The sequence below is a fragment of the Ruegeria sp. I1 genome, assembly GCF_056532675.1.
This window is the reverse complement of the sequence record NZ_JBQFNM010000004.1, coordinates 180,097-203,865: the sequence shown is the minus strand read 5'-3', so window position 1 is coordinate 203,865 and position 23,769 is coordinate 180,097. Positions and strand designations below refer to the sequence as shown.

Here is a 23,769-nt window from a genome sequence, read left to right as displayed (position 1 = left end):
GCTTAGTTGTCTGCAGGCGGTTCGGGGCTTTCGTCGTCTGGAGCAGGTTCCTGTGCGTTTGCTTCTTCGCCACCGGTTTCAGGTGTCTCTTCGGATGATAGGGCATCATTGTCCCAGACACCCGCTTGTTCCTGCCCATTGGCATAGCGCATTGTGCCCTGACCCTGACGTTTGTTCTCAAAAAAACCGCCCTCGTAAACATCGCCTGACGGATAGGTTGCCACGCCAACTCCGGTGATCTTTCCGTCAGCCCAATCGCCTGTATAGGTAAAACCACTGGGCGCGGTTATAGTCCCTTTGCCGTGGCGTGCGCCGTTGATGAAGTCGCCGTCGTACACCGTGCCATCGGCAAAGGTGGATTTCCCTTTGCCCTGACGGACACCATCGACCCATTCACCTTCGTAACGATATCCATTGGCGAAAGTGACGGTGCCGGTTCCATGGCTCACCGCATTGCGGAACTCGCCGTTGTAAACCGTCCCGTTGGGGTAGGTTGCCGTGCCGGTCCCCTCGAACACTCCCGCGATCCATTCTCCGTCATAGACGGTCCCGTCCGCATAGGTGCTTTGGCCCTTGCCATGCGGCAGGTCGGCGCTGAGCGCACCGATATAGGCCGAGCCGTCGGGGTAGGTGATCTCACCAAATCCTTCGATCTGACCCTCGGACCACTCGCCGGTATAGCGGTAGCCATCAGTCCCGATGAAGGTGCCTTTGCCATGGCGGCGGTCGTCTTGATAGTCGCCTTCATAGACATTGCCATTGGCATAGGTCTCTTTGCCTTTGCCTTGACGGCGACCTTCGGCGACCTCGCCTTCATAAACATCACCGTTGGCCAATGTCAGCCGCCCGGTTCCGGTCATCAGGTTCTGAACCCACTGCCCGTCATATTCCAACCCATCCGATTGGACCAAACGGCCTTGCCCGTGGCGTTGGCCTTGCTGCACATTGCCCTCATACACCGACCCATCGGGATAAGTGATCCGCGCCGCGCCCTGCTGTGCACCGTCAACCCAATCCCCGTCATAGATATAGCCATTTGGGTCAGTGCGAGTGCCTTTGCCGTGATGGCGGGCGTTCTGAAACTCTCCTTCATAGCGCACCCCATTTGCATATTCAGCAATGCCCGAGCCATTGATCGCACCCTCACGCCATTCACCTTCGTAGGTCCCGCCATCGGCATAGCTGATTTTGCCCTGGCCTTCGGGCTGTCCTTTGGCGAATTGGCCCTCATAAACAGACCCGTTGGCGAAGCGGGCCGTGCCTTGGCCCTGAATTTCGCCCTCGACCCACTGACCGGAATACTCAAACCCGTTCGGCAACCGGTATGTGCCTGTGCCGTGGCGCAACCCGTTTTCAAACGTGCCCTCATAGACCCCGCCAAGTTCGTCATCTTTGACGATCACTGTACCGTCCTGGGCCCATGCCGCCGTGATCGACAGGCCTAGAATCCCGGCCGTGAGAGAATTGCGGATCAGCTTCATGGTTTGTCCTGCCTGCCCGATCGTCGGTTTCATATGCGTTTGGGCAAAAATAGGGGACCGCACAGATCAGAGCAACGGCTTTTGAGCCATTGGTCTTCCACTCGCGCAATGATCTGCTAAATGCAGTAGGACTGGCGAAGGCAAGAGGGCAGCATGGCCGACCGTTTCCGTATCACACTGGCGCAACTCAACCCTGTTGTGGGCGATCTTGAGGGCAACGCAGCCAAGGCGTTTGCGGCTTGGGAACAAGGTCGCGAGGCCGGAGCTGATCTGGTCGCGCTACCCGAGATGTTCATCACCGGATACAACACGCAGGACCTGATCATGAAGCGGGTGTTCCACCGTGTGGCCATGGCTGCGGTTGAGGAACTGGCCAAGCAATGCGCCGACGGCCCGGCACTGGCCATCGGCGGTCCTTGGGCCGAGGATGACAGCCTGTTCAACGCCTATCTGATCCTCAAGGGCGGGCGGATCACCAGTAAAGTGCTGAAACATCACCTGCCCAATGAAACGGTGTTTGACGAGGTTCGTCTGTACGATTCAGGCCCTTTGGGTGGGCCGTATTCGGTTGGCAACTCGCGCATCGGCAGCCCGATCTGTGAAGATAGCTGGCACCCGGATGTTGCCGAAACGCTCGAAGAAACCGGGGCTGAGTTTCTGCTAATCCCCAATGGATCGCCCTACTTCCGCGACAAATACGATGTGCGCTTGAACCATATGGTCGCGCGCGTGGTCGAGACCGGTTTGCCGCTGATTTACCTGAATATGGTCGGCGGGCAGGACGATCAGGTGTTCGATGGGGCAACATTTGGCCTGAACCCGGGTGGAGAATTGGCGTTTCGCCTGCCAGTTTTTGATGAGACGATCGCTCATGTGGACCTTGAGCGTGGCGATGACGGTTGGCGGATTGTTCCTGCCGAAATCGTGCCGCAGCCCGATGCGTGGGAGCAGGACTATCGCGCCATGGTAGAATCCTTGCGTGATTACATGGGGAAAACCGGTTTCAAAAAGGCGTTGCTGGGCCTGTCAGGTGGTGTGGATTCTGCCCTTGTTGCAGCGATTGCGGTGGACGCGATAGGGGCCGAGAATGTGCGCTGCGTGATGCTGCCATCGGAATACACCAGCCAGGCATCTCTTGATGATGCTGAGGCGGTCGCAAAAGCGCTGGGCGTTCACTATGACTTTGTTCCGATCTCGGACAGTCGCGCTGCCGTGACGGATACGCTCGCCCCATTGTTCGTGGGGCATGAGGTTGATTTAACAGAAGAAAACATCCAGTCTCGCCTGCGCGGTGTGTTGCTGATGGCGATCTCGAACAAGTTTGGCGAGATGTTGCTGACCACGGGCAACAAATCTGAAGTCGCGGTGGGCTATGCCACGATCTATGGCGACATGAATGGCGGTTATAACCCGATCAAGGACCTGTACAAAACCCGCGTGTTTGAAACCTGCCGCTGGCGCAATGCCAATCATCGCAATTGGATGAAGGGACCCGAAGGTGAGGTCATTCGCCCTTCGGTCATCGATAAACCTCCAAGCGCTGAGCTGCGAAAAGATCAGAAAGACAGCGACAGCCTGCCGGATTATCCCGTGCTGGACGGCATACTTGATATTCTTGTGGATCAGGATGGATCTATCGCCGATTGCGTTGCCGCAGGATATGATGAACAGGATGCGCGCAAGGTTGAACATCTGGTCTACATCAGCGAATACAAGCGTTTCCAATCCGCCCCTGGCACGCGTTTGACCAGCCGCGCATTCTGGTTGGACAGACGGTACCCAATTGTGAATCGCTGGCGGGATCGTGGTTAAGCAGTGCGGTTTCTGGATTTGGAAACAGTAACTCCTCAATGCCGCAACCGTTTCCACAAATCGAATAAATCCAAGCAGTTTCAAGCGAGTCTGCCGATGTCAGCGCTTGTTTGACTGACATTTTTCTGCCACATTTATGCTTAGAAGTTGCCTCATATGGGGCGGATGTGACGCATTGCTGTAGAGTTCACAGTTTTCGACAAGTGTTTTGTCTATGTGGTGCATCCGGGGTTGGATATCTGAGTTAATGGTGTGGTGTTAACATGTACGAGGAATACGATAAGTCTCTGCACAAGCCGTGGCAGTACAGAACGATGGAATCTCCGGCGCAAGAGCTGGATGAGGTAAAGTTAGACGCAGCAATTGCCGATCTGATCGGTGAGCAGAAGGCCGAACCCTCGCAGCGCCTAGAGTTCCCTGACCTGAAGTCACAGCCAGAAATTTCTGCCAAGGAAACTGCCAAAGACGGTGGATTGTCCGGAGCGTTGCGCCAGAAATGGGCTGAACTGTCCGGCGCAGCTTAAGCGCTGCCAAATCTATCACGCATGTCGCCTGCTGGCACCTTTGCCACAGGATTGCACTATCGGTTTGATAGCTACTGATTTCCGTTGTCAGAGCATTCCTCTCTGGCATCTTGAGGGCTCGTATATCGTAAGAACGAGTCATTGATGCCAGGCCCAAAGCCAACTCCATTTGAACCTGATCTTTCGATGCCAAAAACTGTTGATGTTGTCGTGATCGGCGGCGGCATTATTGGCGCGTGCACCGCGTTGGAACTGGCCGAACGTGGAGTTTCGGTTTTGCTGTGCGAAAAAGGTCAGATTGCGGGGGAACAAAGCTCTCGCAATTGGGGTTGGGTTCGGCTTGGCATGCGTGACCCGCGTGAGATTCCGTTGATGCAAGAGGCTTTGCGCATCTGGCCGAATCTGGATGCGCGCATTGGGCGACCGACTGGCTACACACAGGCAGGCATCCTGTTCGGAGCGTCTGGAGCGCGGGACGCGGGCAATCTGGAACGCTGGATGCGCAATGTCGACGGGCTTCAGACCGGGGCACGGATGGTTTCAGGACCTGAACTGGCAGAGCTGCTGCCCGGGCAAGAAACCGACTTGAAATGCGCGCTATACATGCCGCAGGACGGGCGCGCGGAACCACAGCTTGCGGCCCCTGCGATTGCCGAAGGTGCGCGCGACAAAGGCGCGTCGGTGATGACCAACTGTGCTGTTCGCAGTCTTGATCTGCAGGATGGTCGGATCACGGGTGTATTTACCGAACGTGGGCGTGTTGCCTGTGATCAGGTGGTGCTTGCCGGCGGGGCGTGGACGCGTATGTTCGCAGGCAATGCCGGGATCGACCTGCCGCAGCTAAAAGTGCTGAACACGGTCATGCGCAGTTCGCCGGTTGAAGACGGCCCCGACGCAGCGTTTTGGTCAGATGATTTCGCCATCCGAAAGCGGGCGGATGGGGGATACACCATCGCGTCGGGCCATGAAAACACCTATGACCTTGTGCCCGATAGTTTCCGGCTGGCATTGCAGTTTCTGCCAGCGTTTGTTCAGGAATGGAGGTCGTTGCGCTTTCGCCTGTCTGGCCGTTGGAAGGTTGAAGCCGCGCAAGATCGGAAATGGCTACCCACCGATGTCACCCCGTTCGAGCATTGCAGGGTCCTGGACCCAGAACCATCGCAGAAGGTTCTGCGCAATGCCTGGGCCAACGCCATAAAAGGATTGCCCGCCCTTCACAAAGCTGAAATCGTGCAAAGCTGGGCTGGGTTAATCGATGTCACACCAGATGCGATCCCGGTGATTTCCACAGTGGATGACGTCCCTGGATTGGTCATTGCCACAGGGTTTTCGGGGCATGGCTTTGGGATTGGACCGGGGGCTGGGCGTTTGGCAGCCGATCTGGTAACCCAGTGCGCGCCCTGCGTGGACCCGGCCGCATTTCGCTTGTCGCGGTTCAGCGATGGTTCAAAAGTGCGGCCGGACCCAGGTTATTGAGCGCTTAGCCCATCATCTGATAGCTGACCGGAACAAAGCGGAAGCCGTCGCCACGTGTCTCCACGAAACCGGCAGCGGGGAAGGGCATGTGATAGCCGATCATCGGTACCTTGTCGGCGGCCAGCAGGCCCAAAATCTTACGACGTGATTCCGTTGCGGCAGCTTTGTCCATGTCGAACCGAACTTCCCATTCGGGGTGCGCAAAGGACCAGACATAATGATTGGCAAGATCCGCTGTCAGGATAAGACGCTGGCCGTTACTTTCCAAGTGATAGACCATGTGACCGGGGGTATGTCCAAATGTCGCCATCGCCGTCACACCCGAGGCCACGTCACCGCCATCCTCGATGAAGGTCATCTTTTCTGCCAGAGGCGTGACTTTGGCAGAAACCAGATCGCCGACCCGGTTCCCGGCTTCCTGAGCGGACCAGAAGTCATACTCGGGTGCCGCGGTGACATAGCGCGCATTTGCGAATGTCGGCGCGTCATTCGTGGTCATACCACCGATATGGTCCGGGTGCATATGGGTCAGCACGACCACGTCAATCTGATCGGGCGTGACACCTGCATCTGCCAAAGCGGCCTGAATGCCGCCCTGACCAAGCCCGGTGTCGAACAGGATCAGTTCCGAACCTGTGTTCACCAGAGTCGGCGTGAAAAAGAATTGTGCCACGTCAGGCGAGATGAAGTTTTCGGCCGATACTTTCGCGAATTCCTCATCCGAGGCGCCGCCCCCGAAGATCTCCTGCGCGCCGTCGCGTGGCAGGCTGCCATCAAGCAGGGTTGTGACCGTAAAGTCGCCCAGCTGGAATGATCTTGCGATGGTCGAGTTCGCCTTTGTCTCGGCTCCGGCCGCAAAAAGTGGGGTCGCTGCGGATGCAAATGGAAGGGCTGCGGCAGCGCCAAGGGCCGCTCTGCGTGTCAAATTGATGGCCATTTCTTAGTCTCCCTGTCAGAATGCCAGCGAAAAAGGTAGTTCGCTTCGGATCGCGTGCCACTTTATACACCGGTACTTAGTCTTCGTGGATGAACAATGCGTGTTAATATTTGTTCATCTTGCGATCTGGAATTCCTGCGGAACTTGGGCAATCCGAAACGCCTGCTGGACAAAAACGCGCCTTTGTGACAAGAGCCGCGCCAACAGGAGACACCCATGACAACCACCCGTTTCGCCCCGTCGCCCACCGGTTACATCCACGTGGGCAACCTGCGTACCGCATTGATGAACTATTTGATCGCTCGCAAGGCGGGCGGAACGTTCATCCTGCGCATCGACGACACCGACCCAGAGCGGTCGAAGGAAGAATATGTCGATGCGATCAAGCAGGATATGGAGTGGCTGGGCCTGTACTGGGATCGGGTAGAGCGTCAGTCCGAACGTCTGGACCGCTACGCAGAAGCCGCTGACAAGCTGCGCGAGATGGGCCGGTTTTACGAGGCGTTTGAGACGCCGACCGAGTTGGACCTCAAGCGCAAGAAGCAGCTGAACATGGGCAAGCCCCCGGTCTACGACCGCGCCGCTTTGAACCTTTCGGATGCCGAAAAAGAAGAGTTTCGAGCTAAACGTGGCAATGGCGTCTGGCGGTTCAAGCTGGATCACGAGCGGATCGAGTGGAAAGACGGCATTCTGGGCGACATTTCGATCGATGCGGCCTCGGTGTCTGATCCGGTGCTGATCCGCGGCGATGGTCAGGTTCTCTACACGATTGCGTCTGTTGTGGACGATACCGAGATGGGCGTGACCGATGTGGTACGTGGCTCGGACCACGTCACCAACACCGCGACGCAGATTCAGATTATCGAGGCTCTGGGCGGTCAATGCCCGCGCTTTGCGCACCATTCGCTGCTGACTGGCCCACAGGGTGAGGCGCTGTCGAAACGTCTGGGCACGCTGGCGCTACGTGATCTGCGAGAGCAGGGCGTGCAGCCGATGGCATTGTTGAGCCTGATGGCGCGTCTGGGGTCTTCTGATCCGGTTGAACTGCGTTCGGACATGGCCGAACTGATCGAAGGATTCGATGTGAACCGCTTTGGCGCAGCCCCGACCAAGTTCGACGTGCAGGACCTGTTCCCGCTGACTGCCAAGCACTTGCAATCGCTGCCGCTGGCAGAAGTTGCAGATGCCGTGGCTGAGGCAGGCGTTCCGGCGGAATTGGCCGAGCCGTTCTGGGCGATGGCTCGTGAGAACATCACCACTCTGGCCGATCTCAAAGGCTGGTGGGAGTTGTGCCGCGATGGGGCAGAGCCGCTGATCGCCGATGAAGACCGCGACTTCATCGCCGAGGCGATTGCGCTGCTACCCGACGGGCCGTTCGACGCTGAAACATGGGGCACCTGGACCAAAGCGGTGAAAGAGGCGACGGGCCGTAAAGGCAAAGGCCTGTTCATGCCGCTGCGCAAAGCGCTGACAGGGATGGAGCGGGGGCCGGAAATGGCGGCTTTGTTGCCGCTACTTCAGGTGATCCGCGCGCGGGGCTGAATGCGCTGAACCGAAAGCAAACTAGAATTTGAAAGAGGCCGGCAGTGCGCCTGCCTCTTTTTGGTGCTGCGGCTGAAGGATCGTTACCGATGCGCGCAGCAGGCGGTCATCCACAAATGCGGTCTCATCTGGTTTGAGCTGTTGGTGGCGTGGATATCTCGGCTCAGCCCGGTCATTCAACACAGGTGCGTCCCAGCCATCAGTTGTAGCAAAGAAACGGTCGGCCCCGTCCGGCCCGAATGTACGCAGATATCCCTGTATAACCACATCGATATAGCTGAGCAGCAAGGGGTGGTGATCCGAAGGTTGATTGTGTCGCTCCTCAGGTACTGCATAGACCGCGATTTCGACGTCGTGGGCCAGCGGATGGGAGACTGACTGCGTTGTCGGGATGCGATCATAGGCCCATTCCCGTTCATCCAGCGCGGCCCAGTCGTTCTTAGGAACATGCGCGATCATGCCTTCGATCTCAGAGTCTGGATCGGGCACGGCAGTCAGGAAGGCAACAGACCGCAAATCTGTGTGCTTCCAAGCCCGTCGCCACCCTTTGAGCTTTGCCGGTCGTGGATCTGGAAAATCATGAGTGGCGAGGTTCACAAGGCTGCCATAGCCAAAGAAATAGGGGTCTGCCATCTGCTTGGGGCCGTTCGGTCAATTGATGTATGTCAAACCGCTTTTTCGCCCGACATGCAATAAGGCTGCATGGTTGAGCGAGGGAGGTCCCCATGCGGATTACCAAACGAACGAATATTGCTGTGCGCCTGCTGATGTATTGTGCGGCGCATCCGGATCGGCTGGTGACGAAATCCGAGATTGCCGAGGTGTGCAATATCTCGGAAAACCACTTGGCGCAGGTGATCAATCAACTTGGTCAGTTGGACTATCTGAGCACGCAGCGTGGCCGAAACGGGGGCATGTCGCTGGCGCGCCCTGCAGATCAGATCCGGATCGGTGCAGTGTTCCGGCATGTGGAAGGATCGCTGCCAATTGCCGAGTGTTTCGCGGATGCTGACAACACTTGCCCGCTGACCGATGCCTGCCGTCTCCGTGTGGCGTTGCGGGATGCGGCCGAGGTTTTCTATGCATCGCTCGATGATGTCACGCTGGACGCACTGGTCTGTGACAATGATCCGTTGCTGAAAATCCTGCAACCAGTGGCCTGCGCACGCTAGGATCAATCGCTGGCGCGCAATATGCGGGCCGGCCGGACAGACAAGGGTCGCAAGGCAAAGATCAATCCTGCACCTAGTGTGACAACGACCCCTGTGATCACGATACCCAAGGCCGAGGGCCAGATCACCCGGAACCCCGTGTCAAAGATATAGGTGGCAACGGCCCAGCCGCCCAAAATGCCGACCAGCAAGGCAATACAGCCCGCAGCAGCCCCCAGCAGCATGGCGCGCAGCGTGAAGCTTAGCAAAATACGACGGCGGTCGGCCCCGATTGTCTTAAGGATGGCGGCCTCATACCGGCGGGCCGGTTCGCCCGCAGCGGCCGCACCGATCAGGACGAGGAAACCGGTCAGAAGTGACACGCCCGCACCATATGAGGTTGCCGATGCAAGCCCTGCCAACAGGTCCGAGACCCGGTCGATGGCGTCCCGCACGCGCACTGCAGTGATGTTGGGGAACTGGCCGGCCAGATCGCGCAGAATTGCGGCTTCGGCCTGTTCTTCGGCATAGACGGTTGCGATGAAACTATGCGGCGCACCGGCCAGGGCCGAAGGGTTCATCGACATGATAAAGCCCATGCCTGCCGTCGAAAAATCCACCTCCCGCAGGGAGGTGACGGTAGCGGTGATATCCCGGCCCAGAATATTTACGGTCAGATCGTCGCCGATGTTCAGACCCATTTCCTCGGCCTCTTCAGCGGCAAAACTGATCTGAGGGCTGCCTGCATAGTCTTCCGGCCACCATTCCCCCGCTGTGATCCGAGCGTTTTCTGGGGGCAGGACAGAGTAGGTGACGCCTCGGTCGCCTTCCAAAACCCAGTGATTCCCCGCGACCTCGCGCGCGGGTTGATCGTTGATCTTGGTGATGATGCCGCGCAACATGGGCGCGCTTTCCAGACGGCTGACAGCAGGGTCCGTTTCCAACCTTTCAGTGAAACCGGGCATTTGGTCTTTCTGGATGTCCACAAAGAAGTATGAGGGCGCGACCTCGGGCAAGTTGCCCGAAATGGCATTCCGCAATGTGCCGTCGATTTGACCAACTGCTGCAAGCACCGAGAGGCCCAAGCCCAGAGACAAGACCACGGAACCGGCCCCTTCGCGCGGATCAGAGATGGCCGCCAGGGCCCACCGCAATGAGGGACGACCACGCGAGTATGGAACGCCCCGGCGCGCTAGCCAGCGAATGGCGATGGCAGCCACGGACAGAAGGACCAGCGCCCCCACCAATCCGCCGCTTGTCCAAAGTGTAAGCTCGGTTGAGCCACTGAACCAAGCAGCGGCTGCGATCAGGATTGCCAGCCCCAGCCCGGTCGCCATCACATAGGTCAGCCGGGGGATTTGTCGGGCCGATGTTAAAGCGTCGCGAAACAAGGTCGCGGCGCGGACTTCCTCGGTCCGGGCCAATGGCCAGAGGGTGAACAGGAACGCCGTGAGCAGCCCGTAGAGCGCGGCCTCGGCCAGGGGTTGGGGGTAGATCGAAAACACCGCAGGCACGGGCAGTTGGCTTTCAATGATCGGGGCCAACAGAACAGGGGCAAGCCCGCCGAGGACAAGACCTATTGCGATACCAACCCCGGACAACAGCCCGATCTGGATCATGTAGGTCTGAAACACGGTTGCCCGATCCGCCCCCAACGTGCGCAGCGTGGCGATGGTTTCGGTTTTCTGTGACAGATAGGCCCGGACAGCGGCAGACACACCGATGCCGCCCACAGCAAGCCCGGATAGGCCGACCAGAACCAGAAAGGCGCTGAGCCTTCCGACGAATTCAGCTATGCCCGGCGCGCCGTTTCGAGCATCCGTCCAGCGCATACCTGTGCCATCAAACGTTTCTGCAGCCTCGGCCGAGATCACCTCCAGCGCGGTCGCATCCGGCAGATCCAGCCGGTATTTGGTCGAGAACAGAGTGCCCGGTTCCAACAGGCCCGAGGCGCTTAGGTCTTCGGTTCGGACCAGTGTTCTGGGGCCAAGGCCAAAGCCTCCAGCCGCGCCATCAGGTTCTGCAGTCAGCGCAGCCATCAGGACGAATTCCTGCGTGCCCAAGGCAAAGGTATCCCCGATGGAAAGCCCTAGCCGGTCCATCAAGACCTGTTCCATCACGGCGCCCGGCAGATTGAAGTCACCGTCCAGAGCATCGGACAACGGCATGTCTGGGTTCAGTCCAACCTCGCCCAGCAGAGGATAGCGGACGTCAACGGCCTTTACCTGCGTCAGTGCGCGTTCGGGGCCTGTTTCTTGTTGAACAACGGCAAGTGAGCGAAAATCCACGACCTCTGATACCACCTGGGCTTCTTTTGCCATCCAAGCGCGTTCTTCAGGGGTGGCGAACCGATAGGTGAACTCCAGCTCGGCATCACCCCCGAGCAAGGCTGCACCTTCCTGAGTCAGCCCGGTTTGAATTGCATATCGAACCGAACCCACCGCAGCGATTGCGGCGACGCCAAGCGCCAGACAGGCAAGAAAGATGCGAAATCCCCTGAGACCACCGCGCAGTTCACTTCGCGCCAGCCGTCCGGCCAGTCGCAGGCTCATTCTGCCGCCTCTTTTTGTGCATCCTCGGCGACACGCCCATCGCGCAACCGAACCACCCGGTCACAGCGGTCGGCCAGGGTGTGGCTATGGGTCACCAAAACCAATGTCGCACCATGTTTGTCACGCAAGCCAAACAATAGGTCGACGATCGCGGCGCCATTCGCCTCATCCAGATTTCCCGTCGGCTCATCTGCCAGCAGGATCTGAGGGCGCGGCGCTGAGGCGCGGGCGAGTGCCACGCGTTGCTGCTCACCCCCCGACAGCTGTGCCGGATAGTGATCGTGCCGGTGCGACAGGCCGACCGAGTCAAGTTCGGCCTCGGCCCGGGCAAAGGCATCCTTGTGACCCGCCAGTTCCAATGGTGTGGCGACATTTTCCAATGCCGTCATCGTCGGTATCAGGTGGAAATTCTGAAACACCACGCCCATCGTATCCCGGCGGAACCGTGCCAAGTGATCCTCGTCCATACCGGTCAGGTCCTGACCCAAGGCTATCACCGAGCCTCCGGTCGCTTGTTCCAAACCGCCCATCAACATCAACAGCGAGGATTTGCCCGACCCTGATGGCCCGACCAGTCCCAGCGTCTCGCCCTGGTTTACCGACAGCGTTATGCCGTGCAGAATATCCACCCGACCGGCATTGCCTTCCAATGACAAAGCAGCATTTTGGAGGGAGAGTACGGGCTGTGGCATAAGACTTTCCATATAGGAGCAATATCTTGGGATATGGAGCACTTACGAGAATGCGCAAGGGCTTTCTGGCGGGCCTGTTTGCCTGTTGCGGATTTGCGGCCACAGCGGAACCCGTTGTAATTGCAGCATTGGGGGATTCGCTGACGCAAGGCTATGGGCTGGTTGAAGAGGACGGATTTGTCCCACAGCTGGAACGTTGGTTGGGGGGCCAAGGCGCGGATGTTCGCGTGATCAATGCAGGTGTCTCGGGGGATACAACAGCCGGGGGTGCTGCACGGGTCGAATGGACCCTGACCCCCGAAGTAGACGGCATGATCGTGGCGTTGGGCGGCAATGACCTGCTGCGCGGGATTGACCCGGGTGTGTCGCGCGCCAATCTGGAGAAAATTCTAAGCGTGGCGCAGGCGGGGGATGTGGAGGTCCTGCTGGTGGGCATGCAAGCTCCGGGCAATTACGGGCCAGCCTACAAGCAAAGCTTTGACGGTATGTACCCAGATTTGTCGCAGGCATACGATACACTCTATGCAGCCAGCTTTTTCGAAGGGTTGGCAGCGGATGGTGATGCCAATGCTGTTGGCGCATTCATGCAACCCGATGGAATTCACCCCAACGCCAAGGGCGTTGCGCTTATTGTGGAGGCTCTGGGGCCCAAGGTTCTGGAATTGGTCAACACGACTGCAGATTAAGGGGGACATATGCCTGGGCGGTTCTTTCTGACGCGACCAATTTCTGACATTGTCGAAGCGCTTGATCTCTCGGGCGACGTCCCCGCGCAAACCGCCCGCCGCAACATCCAACCCGGTCAAGAGATGTTGGTGCTGACCCAATCGGGCCTGGTGCCGATGCGTTGGGGCATGATCCCGGTTGGTCGGGTCAATGCGCGTGGTCGCCCGGTGATGGAAACGATCATCAACGCCCGCTCTGAGACCGTGTTCGACAAAACCGCATTCAAAGGCGTTGGTCGCGCCGTTGTCCCCGTCGACGGGTGGTACGAATGGACAGGTGAGAAGCGCCGCAAGACTGCATGGCGTATCTGTTCCGCCGACGGAGCCCCGCTGTTCTTTGCAGCGATCACAGACACATGGCAGGCCCCTGGCGGGTTGCAGGTCGATCAGTTTGCGACCGTGACCTGTGAGCCGAATGGTGATGTGAAACCGATCCACCACCGCATGGGCGTTCTGCTGAAACCTGTAGATATCAACACTTGGCTGACTGGCTCCGAGGAGCAGGCCAAAGAGCTGACACGACCATGGCCAGACGGGTTGTTACAGATTGAAGAAGCAACGGACGTAGATTGGACCGCACCGTAGGGCGATCAGACCACTGTCACCACCGTTCCAATTGGAACACGATTGTATAGATCGACCACATGTTCGTTCAGCATCCGGATGCACCCGTTCGAGGCTGCCCGCCCGATGGTCTGCGGCTGCGTTGTGCCATGAATACGGAAATAGGTATCGACCCCGTTTTGGAACAAATAGAGCGCGCGGGCACCCAACGGGTTGTCGCCTCCACCCGGTTGCACATAGTCATTGTCTTTGAAACGGGCATAGGCGACCGGGTCGCGCTCGATCATCTCATTCGTCGGTCGCCAGGTGGGCCATTCCTTCTTGACGTCAATGGTCGCGGTTCCAGTGAATTCCAGCCCCGCTTTACCGACACCACAGCCATAGCGGATCGCCTTGCGCGGTTCGGTCACGAAATAGAGGTAGAAGGAGCGCGGCACGACCAGCAACTGACCGGGCTGAAATTGCTTTTTGATCCGCACATATTGCGGCGTCGGATCATACTCCACCGCCTTCTTGGCGCTAGCAATGTCGGGCATCAGGCTGACAGCCGTACCGGCAAGAAACACGCGGCGTGTGAACATGGGTGAACCCCTTCAATTGACCAATGCAATCATGACTATGCTGTCAGGATGATAGCAAATCTGGTCAATTCTAGGGCAGATGTCGCGAAAAAATGATCTGTTCCGGCTGCATACCGAAGCGCGGAACGGAAAAAGGGTGAGGATTTCCCCTCACCCTGCGCTTGGCTTAGGCCAGCTGGATATCGTCGGCGCTTTCGCGGCCGTCACGACCCGAGCGCAGCTCGTACGTGACTTTCTGGTTGTCGGCCAGACCGGTGAGGCCCGAACGCTCGACAGCCGAGATGTGGACGAAGATGTCTTTGCCGCCATCTTCAGGTGCGATAAAGCCGTAGCCCTTGGTGGTGTTGAACCATTTTACGGTGCCTGCAGGCATATCCGTTGTCTCCTGTTTGGTGCTGCCCACGGGGATGCGGCAGCCCGGCGTCGTTGTCTGTATCGATAGACTGAGCGCCGGAATCGGAGACAGTGGGTCGAAATAGAAAAACGTAAGCCCTTTGCATATGGCATTGACGAGGGCATGTGGCAAGGGCGGAGTGTGCGGAATATACTTTGCTTTCAGGGTCCAACGGGTGTTTTGAACGGAAATCCGCCGAGTGAAGATTAACCGTCCGCTCGCCAGCATTCGTTAATCCATCGTGATGTTCATGCGGGTCGGCTTGATCCGGAGTGGAGCGGCGTGGTCACCGATGGCATGTTCGGAGAGCCGTAGGATGGGGTTTTACCCCATCATTTGAGAGGTCGGAATTTGGAAGAGGTTTGGTGCGCGGGAACAGATCGTGCGAGTGTTCGGGTGAGATCGTTGAGTGAGAGATGGGGTGAAACCCCATCCTACGTTTGCTGCATCAGATGCCATTTTGTGCTACAATCGCATGATTGTTTAGTCTTTTGGAGGATCTAATGATGTGGAAAGCATTATCTGGCAAGCTTGCACTTTTACTGTTTGCCCAAACTGCTTCGGCAGAAGATCAATTCGCAACTTCAACCCTCGGTTTCCCGGTGTTTGGTGACACTATTATCTCCACTTTTCTTGTGTCAGGCGAACCGGAATCGATTGAGGGTGCCTCAAGAGTTTACGGGTCGTTGTTTAGTGGCGAGTTCGGAGAATTCAACGTTAACGTAGAAGTGGACAGTGAAGTAATCGAGAACTTTAAATTCCCAGACGACGTCACGGTGAGTGCTGGAGGGCAGTCGATTGCAGTTAATACGCAGCAACTGCAGTCCAATGAAGGCGGATTTACCACCTATTTGGTTAGGGTTAATGCCGACCCACCATATTCAGTTGTGGTAATTGACGATCCTAGTCCCTACCTAGGTCTCTTAGTTTTAGCCGCAATTCCTTATGCTACTTGTGGTGCTCAAGAAATTTGGAACCGGATTGGCAGTTGCGAACCCGGTTCCTCTGTGACCTTCAAACTTGGCATAGCATCCTGCACTGTGACCTGCGGTGGAGAGTAGCTACCGCGCAAACTTCTTATGCTTCAACCGCTTGGGCTCCAGCGCGTCCGGTCCCAGACGGCGCTTTTTGTCCTCTTCGTAGTCCTCGAAATTGCCCTCGAACCACTCCACATGAGCATCGCCTTCGAAGGCCAGAATGTGTGTACAAATCCGGTCAAGGAAGAAGCGGTCGTGCGAGATGACGACGGCGCAGCCGGCGAAATCGACCAGGGCGTCTTCCAGCGCGCGCAGGGTTTCGACGTCCAGATCGTTGGTCGGTTCGTCGAGCAGCAGGACGTTGCCGCCTTCTTTCAGCAGGCGGGCCATATGGACGCGGTTTCGCTCACCGCCTGACAGCAGCGAGACCTTCTTCTGTTGGTCGCCGCCCTTGAAGTTGAAGGACGAGCAATAGGCGCGGGAATTGACCTGTGCGTCGCCCAGCTGGATGATCTCGGCGCCGCCGGTGATCGCCTCCCATACGGTATCGTTGTCTTTCAGGTCGTCGCGGGACTGGTCGACATAGGACAGCTCGACCGTGTCGCCCAGCGTGATGGTGCCGCTGTCGGGCTGTTCCTGACCGGTCAGCATCTTGAACAGCGTCGATTTACCGGCACCGTTGGGGCCGATGACGCCGACGATGCCGCCTGGGGGCAGGGCAAAGTCCAGCCCTTCGATCAGTTGCTTGTCGCCCATGTGTTTCGACAGGCCCTCGACATCGATCACCTTGCCGCCAAGGCGCTGGCCGTTAGGGATGACGATCTGGGCGCGGGTCAATTTTTCGCGTTCGGACTGTTCCGCCAGCTCGTTATAGGCGTTAATCCGGGCCTTGGATTTGGCTTGACGGGCCTTCTGACCCTGACGCATCCATTCCAGCTCGCGCTGAAGGGTCTTCTGCTTAGACTTGTCCTCGCGCGCTTCCTGCTCCAGCCGCTTAGCTTTCTGTTCCAGCCATGCGGAGTAGTTGCCCTCGTAAGGAATACCCCGACCACGGTCGAGTTCGAGGATCCAGCCCGTAATATCATCCAGGAAATATCGGTCGTGGGTGACGACCAGGATGGTGCCTTTGTAGTCGATCAGGTGCTGTTGTAGCCAGGCGATGGTCTCGGCGTCCAGATGGTTGGTCGGTTCGTCCAGCAGCAGCATGTCAGGTGCTTCCAGCAACAGTTTGCACAGCGCCACGCGGCGTTTCTCACCACCCGAGAGGTTGGCGATGTTGGCATCGTCTGGCGGGCAGCGCAGCGCCTCCATCGAGACATCGATCTGGCTGTCGAGGTCCCACAGGTTCTCCGCGTCGATCGCGTCCTGCAGGGTGGTCATTTCTTCCATCAGCTCGTCGGAGTAGTTCTCGGCGATTTCCATGGCGATCTCGTTGAAGCGATCGACCTTGGCCTTTTTCGCCGAGACGCCAAGCATGACGTTTTCGCGTACGGTCAGCGATTCATCCAGCTGCGGTTCCTGCGGCAGATAGCCAACCTTGGCACCCTCAGCCGCCCAGGCCTCACCGGTGAAGTCGGTATCGAGGCCAGCCATGATCTTCATCAGTGTCGATTTACCCGCGCCGTTAACGCCGACGACACCGATTTTCACGCCGGGCAGAAAGCTCAGGTGAATGTTTTCAAAGCACTTCTTGCCACCGGGATAGGTCTTGGAGACACCCTGCATGTGGTAGACATATTGATAGGCGGCCATGTCGCGTCCTCTGGGTCGGGGAAATTGGGTTGAAACGCTTGATATCCAAGCGGGGCGGGCGGGGCAAGCTGGTGGTTTCGTGATTTTTGCTGAGACCTTGGGCGGGCTAGAGTGGCTTCGGTTTGAGAGGCGCGTGAGATGTCAGAACTTGCGGAATTGATTGCTGGTTGGGCAAAACCAGGTCGGGTCGATTGGATCGGAGTGCGTCCAGCCCGTCGGGTCGAGATCGTCACCTTAGGCGACGCTATGATTTCCGCTGATGGCTTGGATGGAGACCGCAGTCGAGCGGGCAAGAGGGCGGTGACGTTGGTTCAGCAGGAGCATCTGGCAGCGATTGGGTCGTATTTAGGGCAGGGGCCGGTTACACCCGCAATCCTGCGGCGTAATCTGGTGGTTTCGGGGATCAATCTGGCGGCGCTCAAGGGGCGCGAGGTACAGGTGGGGGAGGCGATCTTGCGATTCACTGTGATCTGTGCGCCATGCAGTCGGATGGAGGAGGCGCTGGGTAGCGGCGGCTATTCCGCCGTGCGCGGGCATGGGGGCTGGTGTGCGGAAGTCCTCCGGCCCGGGCGCGTCAAGTTGGGTGATGCGGTGCAACCGGTTGATTGACAACGCCCGCCAGTTCTGAACATCAGCGTGGGATGGAGCGATACCACATTCCATATGCGCGGCCCGGGCAGGTGATTGGGTTGTTCGGCGGGTCTTTTGATCCGCCGCACAAAGGACATGTGCACGTGACGCTTGAGGCGATGAAGGCCTTCGGGCTGGATCGGGTGTGGTGGCTGGTGTCTCCGGGCAATCCGTTGAAGGAGCACGGACCGGCCCCTCTGGCGCAGCGGGTTGAGGCCGCGCGGGGGGTCATACAGCACCCGGATGTCGAGATCACGGATATCGAGGCGCTGACAGGAACGCGGGCGACGGCGGATACTCTGATGGCGTTGCACCGGCTCTATCCGCAAGTCAAATTCGTCTGGCTGATGGGGGCTGACAATCTTGCGCAATTTCATCACTGGAAGGATTGGCGGCGGATCATGGACGGCGTGCCGGTTGGTGTTGTGGCGCGTCCGGGGGATCGGATCTCGGCCCGGATGTCACCTGCGGCGCGGCTCTATGCCAAATACCGGATCGACGGGCAGGCGCGGCACCTGCTGGGACGGGCGCAAGCCCCGGCCTGGTGTTTCGTGAATGTGCCGATGGTCAATGTCAGCTCGACCCAGATCCGCAAGCGCGGGGACTGGAGCGTTCAGGTGTTGCCGGAATAGCCACACTATCTGCATATTCTCATGCAATGGTTGTCTGATTTTCATCTCTGGGATTTTAATTGACCCATGGTCGATCGTATTTCGCGTCGTTTGTTTTTAGGGGGTGTTGGGGCGGCTTTGATCCCGGCGATGGGTCTGGCCGAGGCGCCTTTGACGTCGCTTCGCCCTCAGTTGCGCGGCAAACAGCTGACCGGCACGGATCGCCTGGTTCAGGCCGCCGGGCTGCGCGGAGAGGTTGTATTCGCCGTGGCCGATGTGGATACAGGCGCGCAGCTTGAAAGCTATAGGGGAGAGCTTGGGTTGCCTCCTGCCAGTGTCGGCAAAGCTTTAACCGCGCTATATGCACTGGACGTGTTGGGACCTGATCATCGGTTTGAGACCAGATTGCTGGCGGATGGACCAGTTGTAAACGGGGTTTTGCAGGGTAATCTGATCCTAGCGGGCGGATGCGACCCATTGTTGGATACCGACGGTCTGGCCTCTATGGCGGCCAACTTGCGGAGTGCCGGGATCACCGAGGTGCGTGGGGCGTTCAAAGTTTATGACGGCGCGCTGCCCTTTGTTTTCAGTATTGATCCGGGTCAGCCGGACCATCTGGGCTATAGCCCGGCGATCAGCGGGATTTCGTTGAATTTCAACCGGGTGCATTTTGAATGGAAGCGGGAGGGCACTGATTACGCTGTCACCATGGATGCCCGCACCGCCAAGTATCGCCCAGATGTGGATATGGCTGCGATGCGGGTCGAGGGGCGCAGCCTGCCGATTTACACTTATCAGGCCAGTGCACGTCAGGACCGCTGGACCGTTGCCAAAGCAGCGTTGGGGAATGAAGGGTCGCGTTGGTTGCCGGTGCGCAAGCCTGCGCTTTATGCCGGGGATGTGTTCAAAACGCTGGCACGGGCCAATGGGATTGTCCTGGGGCGGGTTGAGGTCACCCGAGAAATGCCCAAAGGCACTGTTCTTGTCGTGCATGAAAGTGATCGTTTGGACAGTATCTTGCGCGGGATGTTGAAGTATTCGACGAACCTGACGGCTGAAACTGTGGGGATGGCTGCGACCCGGGCGCGGGGGGTGATGCCGCACTCGCTCGCTGAGTCAGCGGCCGAGATGAACCGGTGGGCGTCTGAGACCTATGGCGTCAATCAAATTGCAATGGTGGATCATTCCGGCTTGGGTGATGCGTCGCGCATGGCGCCGGGGGATCTGGTCTCGGCCCTGGTGCAGGCGCGTAAAACGGGGGCGTTGAGACCTTTGCTGAAACCCTTTGCCTTGACCGACAGCCAAGGCCGACCGGTCAAGGATCACCCGATCAAGGTTGATGCCAAAACCGGCACCCTGAACTTCGTATCGGGCTTGGGTGGTTTTCTGACAACGGCGGACGGGTCAGAGCTGGCCTTTGCGATTTTCACCGCAGATGAGGCCCACCGCGCCACGATCACGCGCGCACAACGAGAACGGCCCGAAGGTGCGCGCGCCTGGAACCGGCGGTCGCGCAAGCTGCAACGGGCGTTGATCGAACGATGGGGCGCGCTCTACGGCAGTTGAGCCTAAAATAGGCTCAGACGACGTGACGTGCGCGTGCACCGCGTTCGATTGCGGCGGCGTGCAGGCGGTCAATACTCAGCTCGTACCGGATTTCTTCCAACAGCCGCAGCTCTGTCTCGGCCAATGACCCGTCTGCTGCGGCCACGTCGCAGGCCAGAGCGTAAGCGGTTTCGTTCAGGCGTTCGGGCAGGTTGTCGCGGATCAGACCAAACAGAGCGTCCAGACCGTCTTCCTGTTCGAACAGATCGAACACGGTTTGAGAAATATTGCGCATGCGATCGGCATCATAGCCCGCAAAAACCGGCAGCATATTCACGGCGCCCTGAATCTTGACCAGCTCAGCTGTGCGGATGTTTTCGTCCGAAGCGGAGATCGCAACCATGATCGCCACAAGGCAATCCTGCGGAGACATGGGATGCGGGGTTTGATCGGGCATGAATGCGTCCTGCGTGAAGGTTTTCAAGGCTGTACGATATGTGCGCGCGCGTGCGGGTTCAACAGCTTGTTTCGTCGCATTCTTTACTGATGGCTCAAGTGCGCCGGCCTTGCCAGCCCAGCAGGCTGAAACAGGCGAATACAAGTGCAGCCACGCAAACAATTGATGGGCCAGCGGGTGTGTCGAATACATAGGCGGCCCGGAGGCCTGCAACCGACGACAGTGCACCGATCCCGGCGGCAATCAGTGCCATCGATTCTGGCGAGCGGGCTAGGCTGCGCGCGGCGGCGGCTGGGATAATCAGCATGGCTGCGATCAGCAGAACCCCCACAACCTTGATGGCGACGGCAACCGTGACAGCAAGCGCCAGAGTCAGGATCAGCTGTTCCCGTTTGGGGTCATAGCCGCTCGCGTAGGCCAGTTCCTCATTCAGGGTCGCGGTCAACAGAGGAGACCAGCGCCAAGTGATCAACGCCACAACCAGTGCGGCCCCACCCCAAATGACAATCAGGTCAGATTTTGAAACGGCAAGGATATCGCCAAACAAATAGGCCATCAGGTCAATCCGGATTCCGGACAGGAAAGAAACGGCGACCAATCCAAATGCCAAAGCCGAATGAGCCATCACACCTAGTAGTGTGTCCATTGCATACCCTCGGCCTGTCAAAAAAGTCACCGTGCAGGCCATCAAGAGGGCAACAGCCAAAGCGCCGGGAAAAATTGACATCTGCAACGCAAGCGATAATGCGACGCCAAGAATGGCGGCGTGCGCGGTTGCATCGCCAAAGTAAGCCATCCGTCGCCAGACAACGAAACAGCCCAAAGGCGCCGCTGCCATAGCCACGCCAATAGCGGCGAGCGTTGCCCGAGTCATAAAGTCATCAAGCATTATTCAGCGGCTTCCTGTGGGTCTGAATGGTCGTGGTGGTGATGATCGTGATCGTGGCGATAAAGGGCCAGCGCGCCGCCGGTGCCCGTGCCAAACAGGGCGCGGTATTCAGGGGCCGAGGCGACCACTGCAGGCGAGCCTTCGCAGCAGATATGTCCGTTCAGGCAGATCACGCGGTCCGAGGCGCTCATCACCACGTGCAGTTCGTGACTGATCATCAGGATAGCGCAGCCGGTATTGCGCCGGACATCTTCGATCTGGCGATAAAACGCGGCAGAGCCGGGCTGATCCAACCCTTGGGTCGCTTCGTCCAACAGCAAGAGCTCAGGACGGTTGATCAGGGCGCGGGCTAGAAGGACCCGTTGGAACTGACCACCGGATAGCTGCGACATCTGGCGTTTCAGCAGGTCCGGTACGCCCGCTGTTTTCAAAGCTTCGGCGCAATCCTGTTTCGATACCCGGTCTGTCAGGCGCATGAAGCGATCAACCGAAATGGGCAGAGTTGGGTCGATATGCAGTTTTTGCGGAACATACCCGATTTGTAGCCCTTGCTTGCGCTCGACGCGCCCGGCTGCGGGTTGTGTGGCGCCGATGATTGCACGCAACAAGCTGGTTTTACCCGAGCCGTTCGGGCCAACAATGGTAACGATCTCGCCTGGGTTGATGACCATATTTACATGGCTCAGCACGGTGTTCGCGCCATAACTGACGCCAAGGTCTTTGACGGAGACGAGGGCCATGATCAGCGTTTCTCGATGCAATCGGGGCAAATGCCTTCGGCCTCGACGACCGTGCGTTCGATCTCGAACCCGACGGCGCGTGCAGCGGCCCCAAGCGCACCCTTGGCAGGGGCCGAATAGGCCTCGGCCACAGCATCGCATTTGCGGCAGATCATGAAGGCGGGCGAATGGGAGCCGCCGGGATGGGCGCAGGCGACGAAGGCGTTGAGGCGTTCGATCTTATGGGCGAAACCATTCTCCACCAGAAAATCCAGGGCGCGGTACGCAACCGGTGGCTGTGATCCGAACCCTTCGTCGCGCAGACGATCCAGAATGGCATATGCACCAAGTGCGCGATGTTCGTGTAGCAGCATCTCTAACACCTTGCGGCGAACAGGCGTTAGTCTTAGCCCTTCTGCCTCACACCGTGCCTGCGCGGTGGCCAGCCCGGTTTCAACGCAGGAGGCGTGATCGTGCTTGGCAAAGCCAATCAGGTCGGCGTTGTCGGCCGGGGTCGAGGGTGTCTCGCTTGTCATGTTATTATATATCATGTATGTCGCTGCTGACGTTATAAAATCACATAGGGTGTCTGATGTCCAGAAAGCTTCTTCCTGTTTCGATCACGGCGGTTTTGATGGGGGGGACGGCCTTGGCCGAGGTCCCCAATGTCGCCGTCGATATCGCTCCGGTTCATTCGCTTGTCGCACGTGTGATGGACGGTGTTGGTGAGCCAGCCCTGATTGTTCAAGCAGGCGCGTCCCCCCATGAATACAGCCTGCGCCCGTCCGAAGCTGCCGCGTTGCAAGAGGCGGACCTGGTTTTCTGGATGGGGGAGGATCTGACGCCTTGGATGGAAGGCGCGGTCAAGACGCTGGCAGCCGGCGCGACCGTTACCACTTTGCTGGAATCAGACGGCACGGTCTTGCTGGATTTTCGTGAAAACGCGCTGTTTGAAGCGCACTCCCACGATGATCACGATGACCATGATGATCATGGGCATGACGATCACGATCATGAGGGCCACGACGACCATGCGGACGAAGGGCACGACGATCATGACCACGGGGATGATCACGCAAAACATGATGACCATGATCATGCCAAAGATGACGACCACGATCATGACGATCATGCTGATGCGAAAGATCATGATGATCATGACCACGGCGAAGAACACGCGGACCATGACGATCATGACCACGATGACCACGCAGGTCACGACGATCATGATGGGCATGATCACGGGGCGCATGATCCACATGCATGGCTATCGCCTGAAAATGCGAGCACATGGCTGAACCTGATTGCGGCGCAACTGTCAGCGGCTGACCCGGACAATGCGGGCACTTATTTTGCAAATGCTGCGGCGGCTCGTGAAGAGATGGCAGCGCTGTCTGCTGAAGTTGCTCAGACGCTCGAACCAGTGCGCGGTGGCAGCTTTATCGTTTTCCATGACGCCTATCAGTATTTCGAAAACGACTTTGATTTTCCGGCGGCGGGCGCCATTTCGCTGGGGGATGCTGCTGATCCAAGCCCGGCGCGTATCGCTGAAATCCAGGGTCGCATCACCGGTGAAGGTGTGGATTGTGTTTTGGCTGAACCGCAGTTCAACCCAGGGATCATCGAAACGGTTCTTGCTGGAACCGAGGCGAATACGGGTGTGATTGACCCGCTGGGCTCGGAACTTGAGCCGGGCAAGGACCTTTATCCACAGCTCATTCAAAACATGGCCAAGACTTTGGCTGAGTGCCTCTAAAG

General features: G+C 58.2%; 24 protein-coding genes. 12 read left to right on the top strand and 12 right to left on the bottom strand.

Annotated elements, in window-relative coordinates; translation table 11 throughout:
* Positions 1–2: 2 nt before the first annotated feature.
* A complete protein-coding gene (locus ACR0DH_RS09550; protein WP_480548631.1) occupies positions 3–1,481 on the bottom strand; it encodes an MORN repeat-containing protein in 1,479 nt (492 codons plus the stop codon).
* 153 nt (positions 1,482–1,634) lie between these two features.
* On the opposite strand from ACR0DH_RS09550, the gene ACR0DH_RS09545 reads away from it, so the two are divergent.
* The 3 genes from ACR0DH_RS09545 (at position 1,635) to ACR0DH_RS09535 (ending at position 5,293) form a co-directional block, all read left to right on the top strand.
* Entirely contained in the window at positions 1,635–3,293 is a 1,659-nt protein-coding gene (locus ACR0DH_RS09545; RefSeq protein ID WP_480548633.1) for an NAD+ synthase, read from the top strand.
* 263 nt (positions 3,294–3,556) lie between these two features.
* Positions 3,557–3,817 carry a hypothetical protein gene (locus tag ACR0DH_RS09540; protein WP_480548635.1) on the top strand — a complete coding sequence of 87 codons (261 nt, stop codon included), beginning with the start codon at positions 3,557–3,559 and terminating at the stop codon, positions 3,815–3,817.
* A 144-nt stretch (positions 3,818–3,961) separates the two neighbouring features.
* On the top strand, positions 3,962–5,293 hold the full coding sequence (locus ACR0DH_RS09535; protein WP_480548637.1) for an NAD(P)/FAD-dependent oxidoreductase: 1,332 nt from the start codon (positions 3,962–3,964) through the stop codon (positions 5,291–5,293).
* 4 nt (positions 5,294–5,297) lie between these two features.
* Here ACR0DH_RS09535 and ACR0DH_RS09530 read toward each other — a convergent pair whose 3' ends face one another.
* On the bottom strand, positions 5,298–6,230 hold the full coding sequence (locus ACR0DH_RS09530) for an MBL fold metallo-hydrolase (RefSeq protein ID WP_480548639.1): 933 nt from the start codon (positions 6,228–6,230) through the stop codon (positions 5,298–5,300).
* 216 nt (positions 6,231–6,446) lie between these two features.
* Here ACR0DH_RS09530 and gltX point away from each other — a divergent pair, with 216 nt between their 5' ends.
* Positions 6,447–7,772 (top strand): glutamate--tRNA ligase, encoded by a 1,326-nt coding sequence (gene gltX / locus ACR0DH_RS09525; protein WP_480548641.1) that lies wholly within the window; start codon positions 6,447–6,449, stop codon positions 7,770–7,772.
* A gap of 21 nt (positions 7,773–7,793) precedes the next feature.
* Here the strand turns inward: gltX and ACR0DH_RS09520 are convergent, their stop codons facing one another.
* The gene (locus ACR0DH_RS09520) at positions 7,794–8,405 is read right to left on the bottom strand and encodes a gamma-glutamylcyclotransferase family protein (protein WP_480548643.1); all 612 of its coding nucleotides are present in this window, start codon (positions 8,403–8,405) and stop codon (positions 7,794–7,796) included.
* A gap of 92 nt (positions 8,406–8,497) precedes the next feature.
* Between ACR0DH_RS09520 and ACR0DH_RS09515 the strand changes: the two genes are divergently transcribed.
* Complete coding sequence (locus ACR0DH_RS09515) at positions 8,498–8,944, top strand: RrF2 family transcriptional regulator (protein ID WP_480548644.1); 447 nt, start codon at positions 8,498–8,500, stop codon at positions 8,942–8,944.
* Positions 8,945–8,946: 2 nt separating this feature from the next.
* Here ACR0DH_RS09515 and ACR0DH_RS09510 read toward each other — a convergent pair whose 3' ends face one another.
* Positions 8,947–11,475, bottom strand: coding sequence for an ABC transporter permease (locus ACR0DH_RS09510; RefSeq protein WP_480548646.1), 2,529 nt, complete (start codon positions 11,473–11,475; stop codon positions 8,947–8,949).
* Positions 11,472–12,167, bottom strand: coding sequence for an ABC transporter ATP-binding protein (locus tag ACR0DH_RS09505; protein WP_480548648.1), 696 nt, complete (start codon positions 12,165–12,167; stop codon positions 11,472–11,474). The genes ACR0DH_RS09510 and ACR0DH_RS09505 overlap by 4 nt, the downstream gene beginning before the upstream one ends.
* A gap of 50 nt (positions 12,168–12,217) precedes the next feature.
* On the opposite strand from ACR0DH_RS09505, the gene ACR0DH_RS09500 reads away from it, so the two are divergent.
* Positions 12,218–12,853, top strand: coding sequence for an arylesterase (locus tag ACR0DH_RS09500; RefSeq protein ID WP_480548650.1), 636 nt, complete (start codon positions 12,218–12,220; stop codon positions 12,851–12,853).
* Positions 12,854–12,862: 9 nt separating this feature from the next.
* Positions 12,863–13,477, top strand: coding sequence for an SOS response-associated peptidase (locus tag ACR0DH_RS09495; RefSeq protein WP_480548652.1), 615 nt, complete (start codon positions 12,863–12,865; stop codon positions 13,475–13,477).
* A 5-nt stretch (positions 13,478–13,482) separates the two neighbouring features.
* Here the strand turns inward: ACR0DH_RS09495 and ACR0DH_RS09490 are convergent, their stop codons facing one another.
* Both ACR0DH_RS09490 and ACR0DH_RS09485 read right to left on the bottom strand, forming a co-directional pair.
* Positions 13,483–14,037, bottom strand: coding sequence for a L,D-transpeptidase (locus tag ACR0DH_RS09490; protein ID WP_480544296.1), 555 nt, complete (start codon positions 14,035–14,037; stop codon positions 13,483–13,485).
* Between the two features lie 166 nt (positions 14,038–14,203).
* Positions 14,204–14,410 carry a cold-shock protein gene (locus ACR0DH_RS09485; protein WP_170350547.1) on the bottom strand — a complete coding sequence of 69 codons (207 nt, stop codon included), beginning with the start codon at positions 14,408–14,410 and terminating at the stop codon, positions 14,204–14,206.
* Positions 14,411–14,934: 524 nt separating this feature from the next.
* Between ACR0DH_RS09485 and ACR0DH_RS09480 the strand changes: the two genes are divergently transcribed.
* On the top strand, positions 14,935–15,492 hold the full coding sequence (locus ACR0DH_RS09480; protein WP_480548654.1) for a hypothetical protein: 558 nt from the start codon (positions 14,935–14,937) through the stop codon (positions 15,490–15,492).
* On the opposite strand, the gene ettA is transcribed toward ACR0DH_RS09480, so the two are convergent.
* On the bottom strand, positions 15,493–17,160 hold the full coding sequence (gene ettA, locus ACR0DH_RS09475; protein WP_480548656.1) for an energy-dependent translational throttle protein EttA: 1,668 nt from the start codon (positions 17,158–17,160) through the stop codon (positions 15,493–15,495).
* 138 nt (positions 17,161–17,298) lie between these two features.
* Between ettA and ACR0DH_RS09470 the strand changes: the two genes are divergently transcribed.
* The 3 genes from ACR0DH_RS09470 (at position 17,299) to dacB (ending at position 19,967) form a co-directional block, all read left to right on the top strand.
* A complete protein-coding gene (locus ACR0DH_RS09470; protein ID WP_480544293.1) occupies positions 17,299–17,769 on the top strand; it encodes an MOSC domain-containing protein in 471 nt (156 codons plus the stop codon).
* Between the two features lie 32 nt (positions 17,770–17,801).
* On the top strand, positions 17,802–18,422 hold the full coding sequence (locus ACR0DH_RS09465) for a nicotinate-nucleotide adenylyltransferase (protein WP_480548934.1): 621 nt from the start codon (positions 17,802–17,804) through the stop codon (positions 18,420–18,422).
* Between the two features lie 66 nt (positions 18,423–18,488).
* Positions 18,489–19,967: a D-alanyl-D-alanine carboxypeptidase/D-alanyl-D-alanine endopeptidase gene (gene dacB / locus ACR0DH_RS09460; RefSeq protein ID WP_480548658.1), complete on the top strand. Its 1,479-nt coding sequence runs from the start codon at positions 18,489–18,491 to the stop codon at positions 19,965–19,967.
* Between the two features lie 13 nt (positions 19,968–19,980).
* Here the strand turns inward: dacB and ACR0DH_RS09455 are convergent, their stop codons facing one another.
* The 4 genes from ACR0DH_RS09455 to ACR0DH_RS09440 form a co-directional block, all read right to left on the bottom strand.
* On the bottom strand, positions 19,981–20,403 hold the full coding sequence (locus tag ACR0DH_RS09455) for a tellurite resistance TerB family protein (protein WP_480548660.1): 423 nt from the start codon (positions 20,401–20,403) through the stop codon (positions 19,981–19,983).
* A 94-nt stretch (positions 20,404–20,497) separates the two neighbouring features.
* Positions 20,498–21,292 (bottom strand): metal ABC transporter permease, encoded by a 795-nt coding sequence (locus ACR0DH_RS09450; RefSeq protein WP_480548662.1) that lies wholly within the window; start codon positions 21,290–21,292, stop codon positions 20,498–20,500.
* Positions 21,292–22,032, bottom strand: coding sequence for an ATP-binding cassette domain-containing protein (locus tag ACR0DH_RS09445; RefSeq protein ID WP_480548664.1), 741 nt, complete (start codon positions 22,030–22,032; stop codon positions 21,292–21,294). Before ACR0DH_RS09445 ends, ACR0DH_RS09450 begins: the two co-directional genes overlap by 1 nt.
* A 2-nt stretch (positions 22,033–22,034) precedes the next feature.
* On the bottom strand, positions 22,035–22,547 hold the full coding sequence (locus ACR0DH_RS09440; protein ID WP_480544287.1) for a Fur family transcriptional regulator: 513 nt from the start codon (positions 22,545–22,547) through the stop codon (positions 22,035–22,037).
* A 56-nt stretch (positions 22,548–22,603) separates the two neighbouring features.
* On the opposite strand from ACR0DH_RS09440, the gene ACR0DH_RS09435 reads away from it, so the two are divergent.
* The gene (locus tag ACR0DH_RS09435; RefSeq protein ID WP_480548666.1) at positions 22,604–23,767 is read left to right on the top strand and encodes a zinc ABC transporter substrate-binding protein; all 1,164 of its coding nucleotides are present in this window, start codon (positions 22,604–22,606) and stop codon (positions 23,765–23,767) included.
* The last annotated feature ends 2 nt before the right edge of the window (positions 23,768–23,769 follow it).

Excerpts from the sequence above, each read along its gene's own strand:
- ACR0DH_RS09550 (WP_480548631.1), bottom strand. The coding sequence starts at position 1,481 with ATGAAGCTGATCCGCAATTCTCTCACGGCCGGGATTCTAGGCCTGTCG.
- ACR0DH_RS09545 (WP_480548633.1), top strand. The coding sequence starts at position 1,635 with ATGGCCGACCGTTTCCGTATCACACTGGCGCAACTCAACCCTGTTGTG.
- ACR0DH_RS09540 (WP_480548635.1), top strand. The coding sequence starts at position 3,557 with ATGTACGAGGAATACGATAAGTCTCTGCACAAGCCGTGGCAGTACAGA.
- ACR0DH_RS09535 (WP_480548637.1), top strand. The coding sequence starts at position 3,962 with ATGCCAGGCCCAAAGCCAACTCCATTTGAACCTGATCTTTCGATGCCA.
- ACR0DH_RS09530 (WP_480548639.1), bottom strand. The coding sequence starts at position 6,230 with ATGGCCATCAATTTGACACGCAGAGCGGCCCTTGGCGCTGCCGCAGCC.
- gltX (WP_480548641.1), top strand. The coding sequence starts at position 6,447 with ATGACAACCACCCGTTTCGCCCCGTCGCCCACCGGTTACATCCACGTG.
- ACR0DH_RS09520 (WP_480548643.1), bottom strand. The coding sequence starts at position 8,405 with ATGGCAGACCCCTATTTCTTTGGCTATGGCAGCCTTGTGAACCTCGCC.
- ACR0DH_RS09515 (WP_480548644.1), top strand. The coding sequence starts at position 8,498 with ATGCGGATTACCAAACGAACGAATATTGCTGTGCGCCTGCTGATGTAT.
- ACR0DH_RS09510 (WP_480548646.1), bottom strand. The coding sequence starts at position 11,475 with ATGAGCCTGCGACTGGCCGGACGGCTGGCGCGAAGTGAACTGCGCGGT.
- ACR0DH_RS09505 (WP_480548648.1), bottom strand. The coding sequence starts at position 12,167 with ATGCCACAGCCCGTACTCTCCCTCCAAAATGCTGCTTTGTCATTGGAA.
- ACR0DH_RS09500 (WP_480548650.1), top strand. The coding sequence starts at position 12,218 with ATGCGCAAGGGCTTTCTGGCGGGCCTGTTTGCCTGTTGCGGATTTGCG.
- ACR0DH_RS09495 (WP_480548652.1), top strand. The coding sequence starts at position 12,863 with ATGCCTGGGCGGTTCTTTCTGACGCGACCAATTTCTGACATTGTCGAA.
- ACR0DH_RS09490 (WP_480544296.1), bottom strand. The coding sequence starts at position 14,037 with ATGTTCACACGCCGCGTGTTTCTTGCCGGTACGGCTGTCAGCCTGATG.
- ACR0DH_RS09485 (WP_170350547.1), bottom strand. The coding sequence starts at position 14,410 with ATGCCTGCAGGCACCGTAAAATGGTTCAACACCACCAAGGGCTACGGC.
- ACR0DH_RS09480 (WP_480548654.1), top strand. The coding sequence starts at position 14,935 with ATGATGTGGAAAGCATTATCTGGCAAGCTTGCACTTTTACTGTTTGCC.
- ettA (WP_480548656.1), bottom strand. The coding sequence starts at position 17,160 with ATGGCCGCCTATCAATATGTCTACCACATGCAGGGTGTCTCCAAGACC.
- ACR0DH_RS09470 (WP_480544293.1), top strand. The coding sequence starts at position 17,299 with ATGTCAGAACTTGCGGAATTGATTGCTGGTTGGGCAAAACCAGGTCGG.
- ACR0DH_RS09465 (WP_480548934.1), top strand. The coding sequence starts at position 17,802 with ATGGAGCGATACCACATTCCATATGCGCGGCCCGGGCAGGTGATTGGG.
- dacB (WP_480548658.1), top strand. The coding sequence starts at position 18,489 with ATGGTCGATCGTATTTCGCGTCGTTTGTTTTTAGGGGGTGTTGGGGCG.
- ACR0DH_RS09455 (WP_480548660.1), bottom strand. The coding sequence starts at position 20,403 with ATGCCCGATCAAACCCCGCATCCCATGTCTCCGCAGGATTGCCTTGTG.
- ACR0DH_RS09450 (WP_480548662.1), bottom strand. The coding sequence starts at position 21,292 with ATGCTTGATGACTTTATGACTCGGGCAACGCTCGCCGCTATTGGCGTG.
- ACR0DH_RS09445 (WP_480548664.1), bottom strand. The coding sequence starts at position 22,032 with ATGGCCCTCGTCTCCGTCAAAGACCTTGGCGTCAGTTATGGCGCGAAC.
- ACR0DH_RS09440 (WP_480544287.1), bottom strand. The coding sequence starts at position 22,547 with ATGACAAGCGAGACACCCTCGACCCCGGCCGACAACGCCGACCTGATT.
- ACR0DH_RS09435 (WP_480548666.1), top strand. The coding sequence starts at position 22,604 with ATGTCCAGAAAGCTTCTTCCTGTTTCGATCACGGCGGTTTTGATGGGG.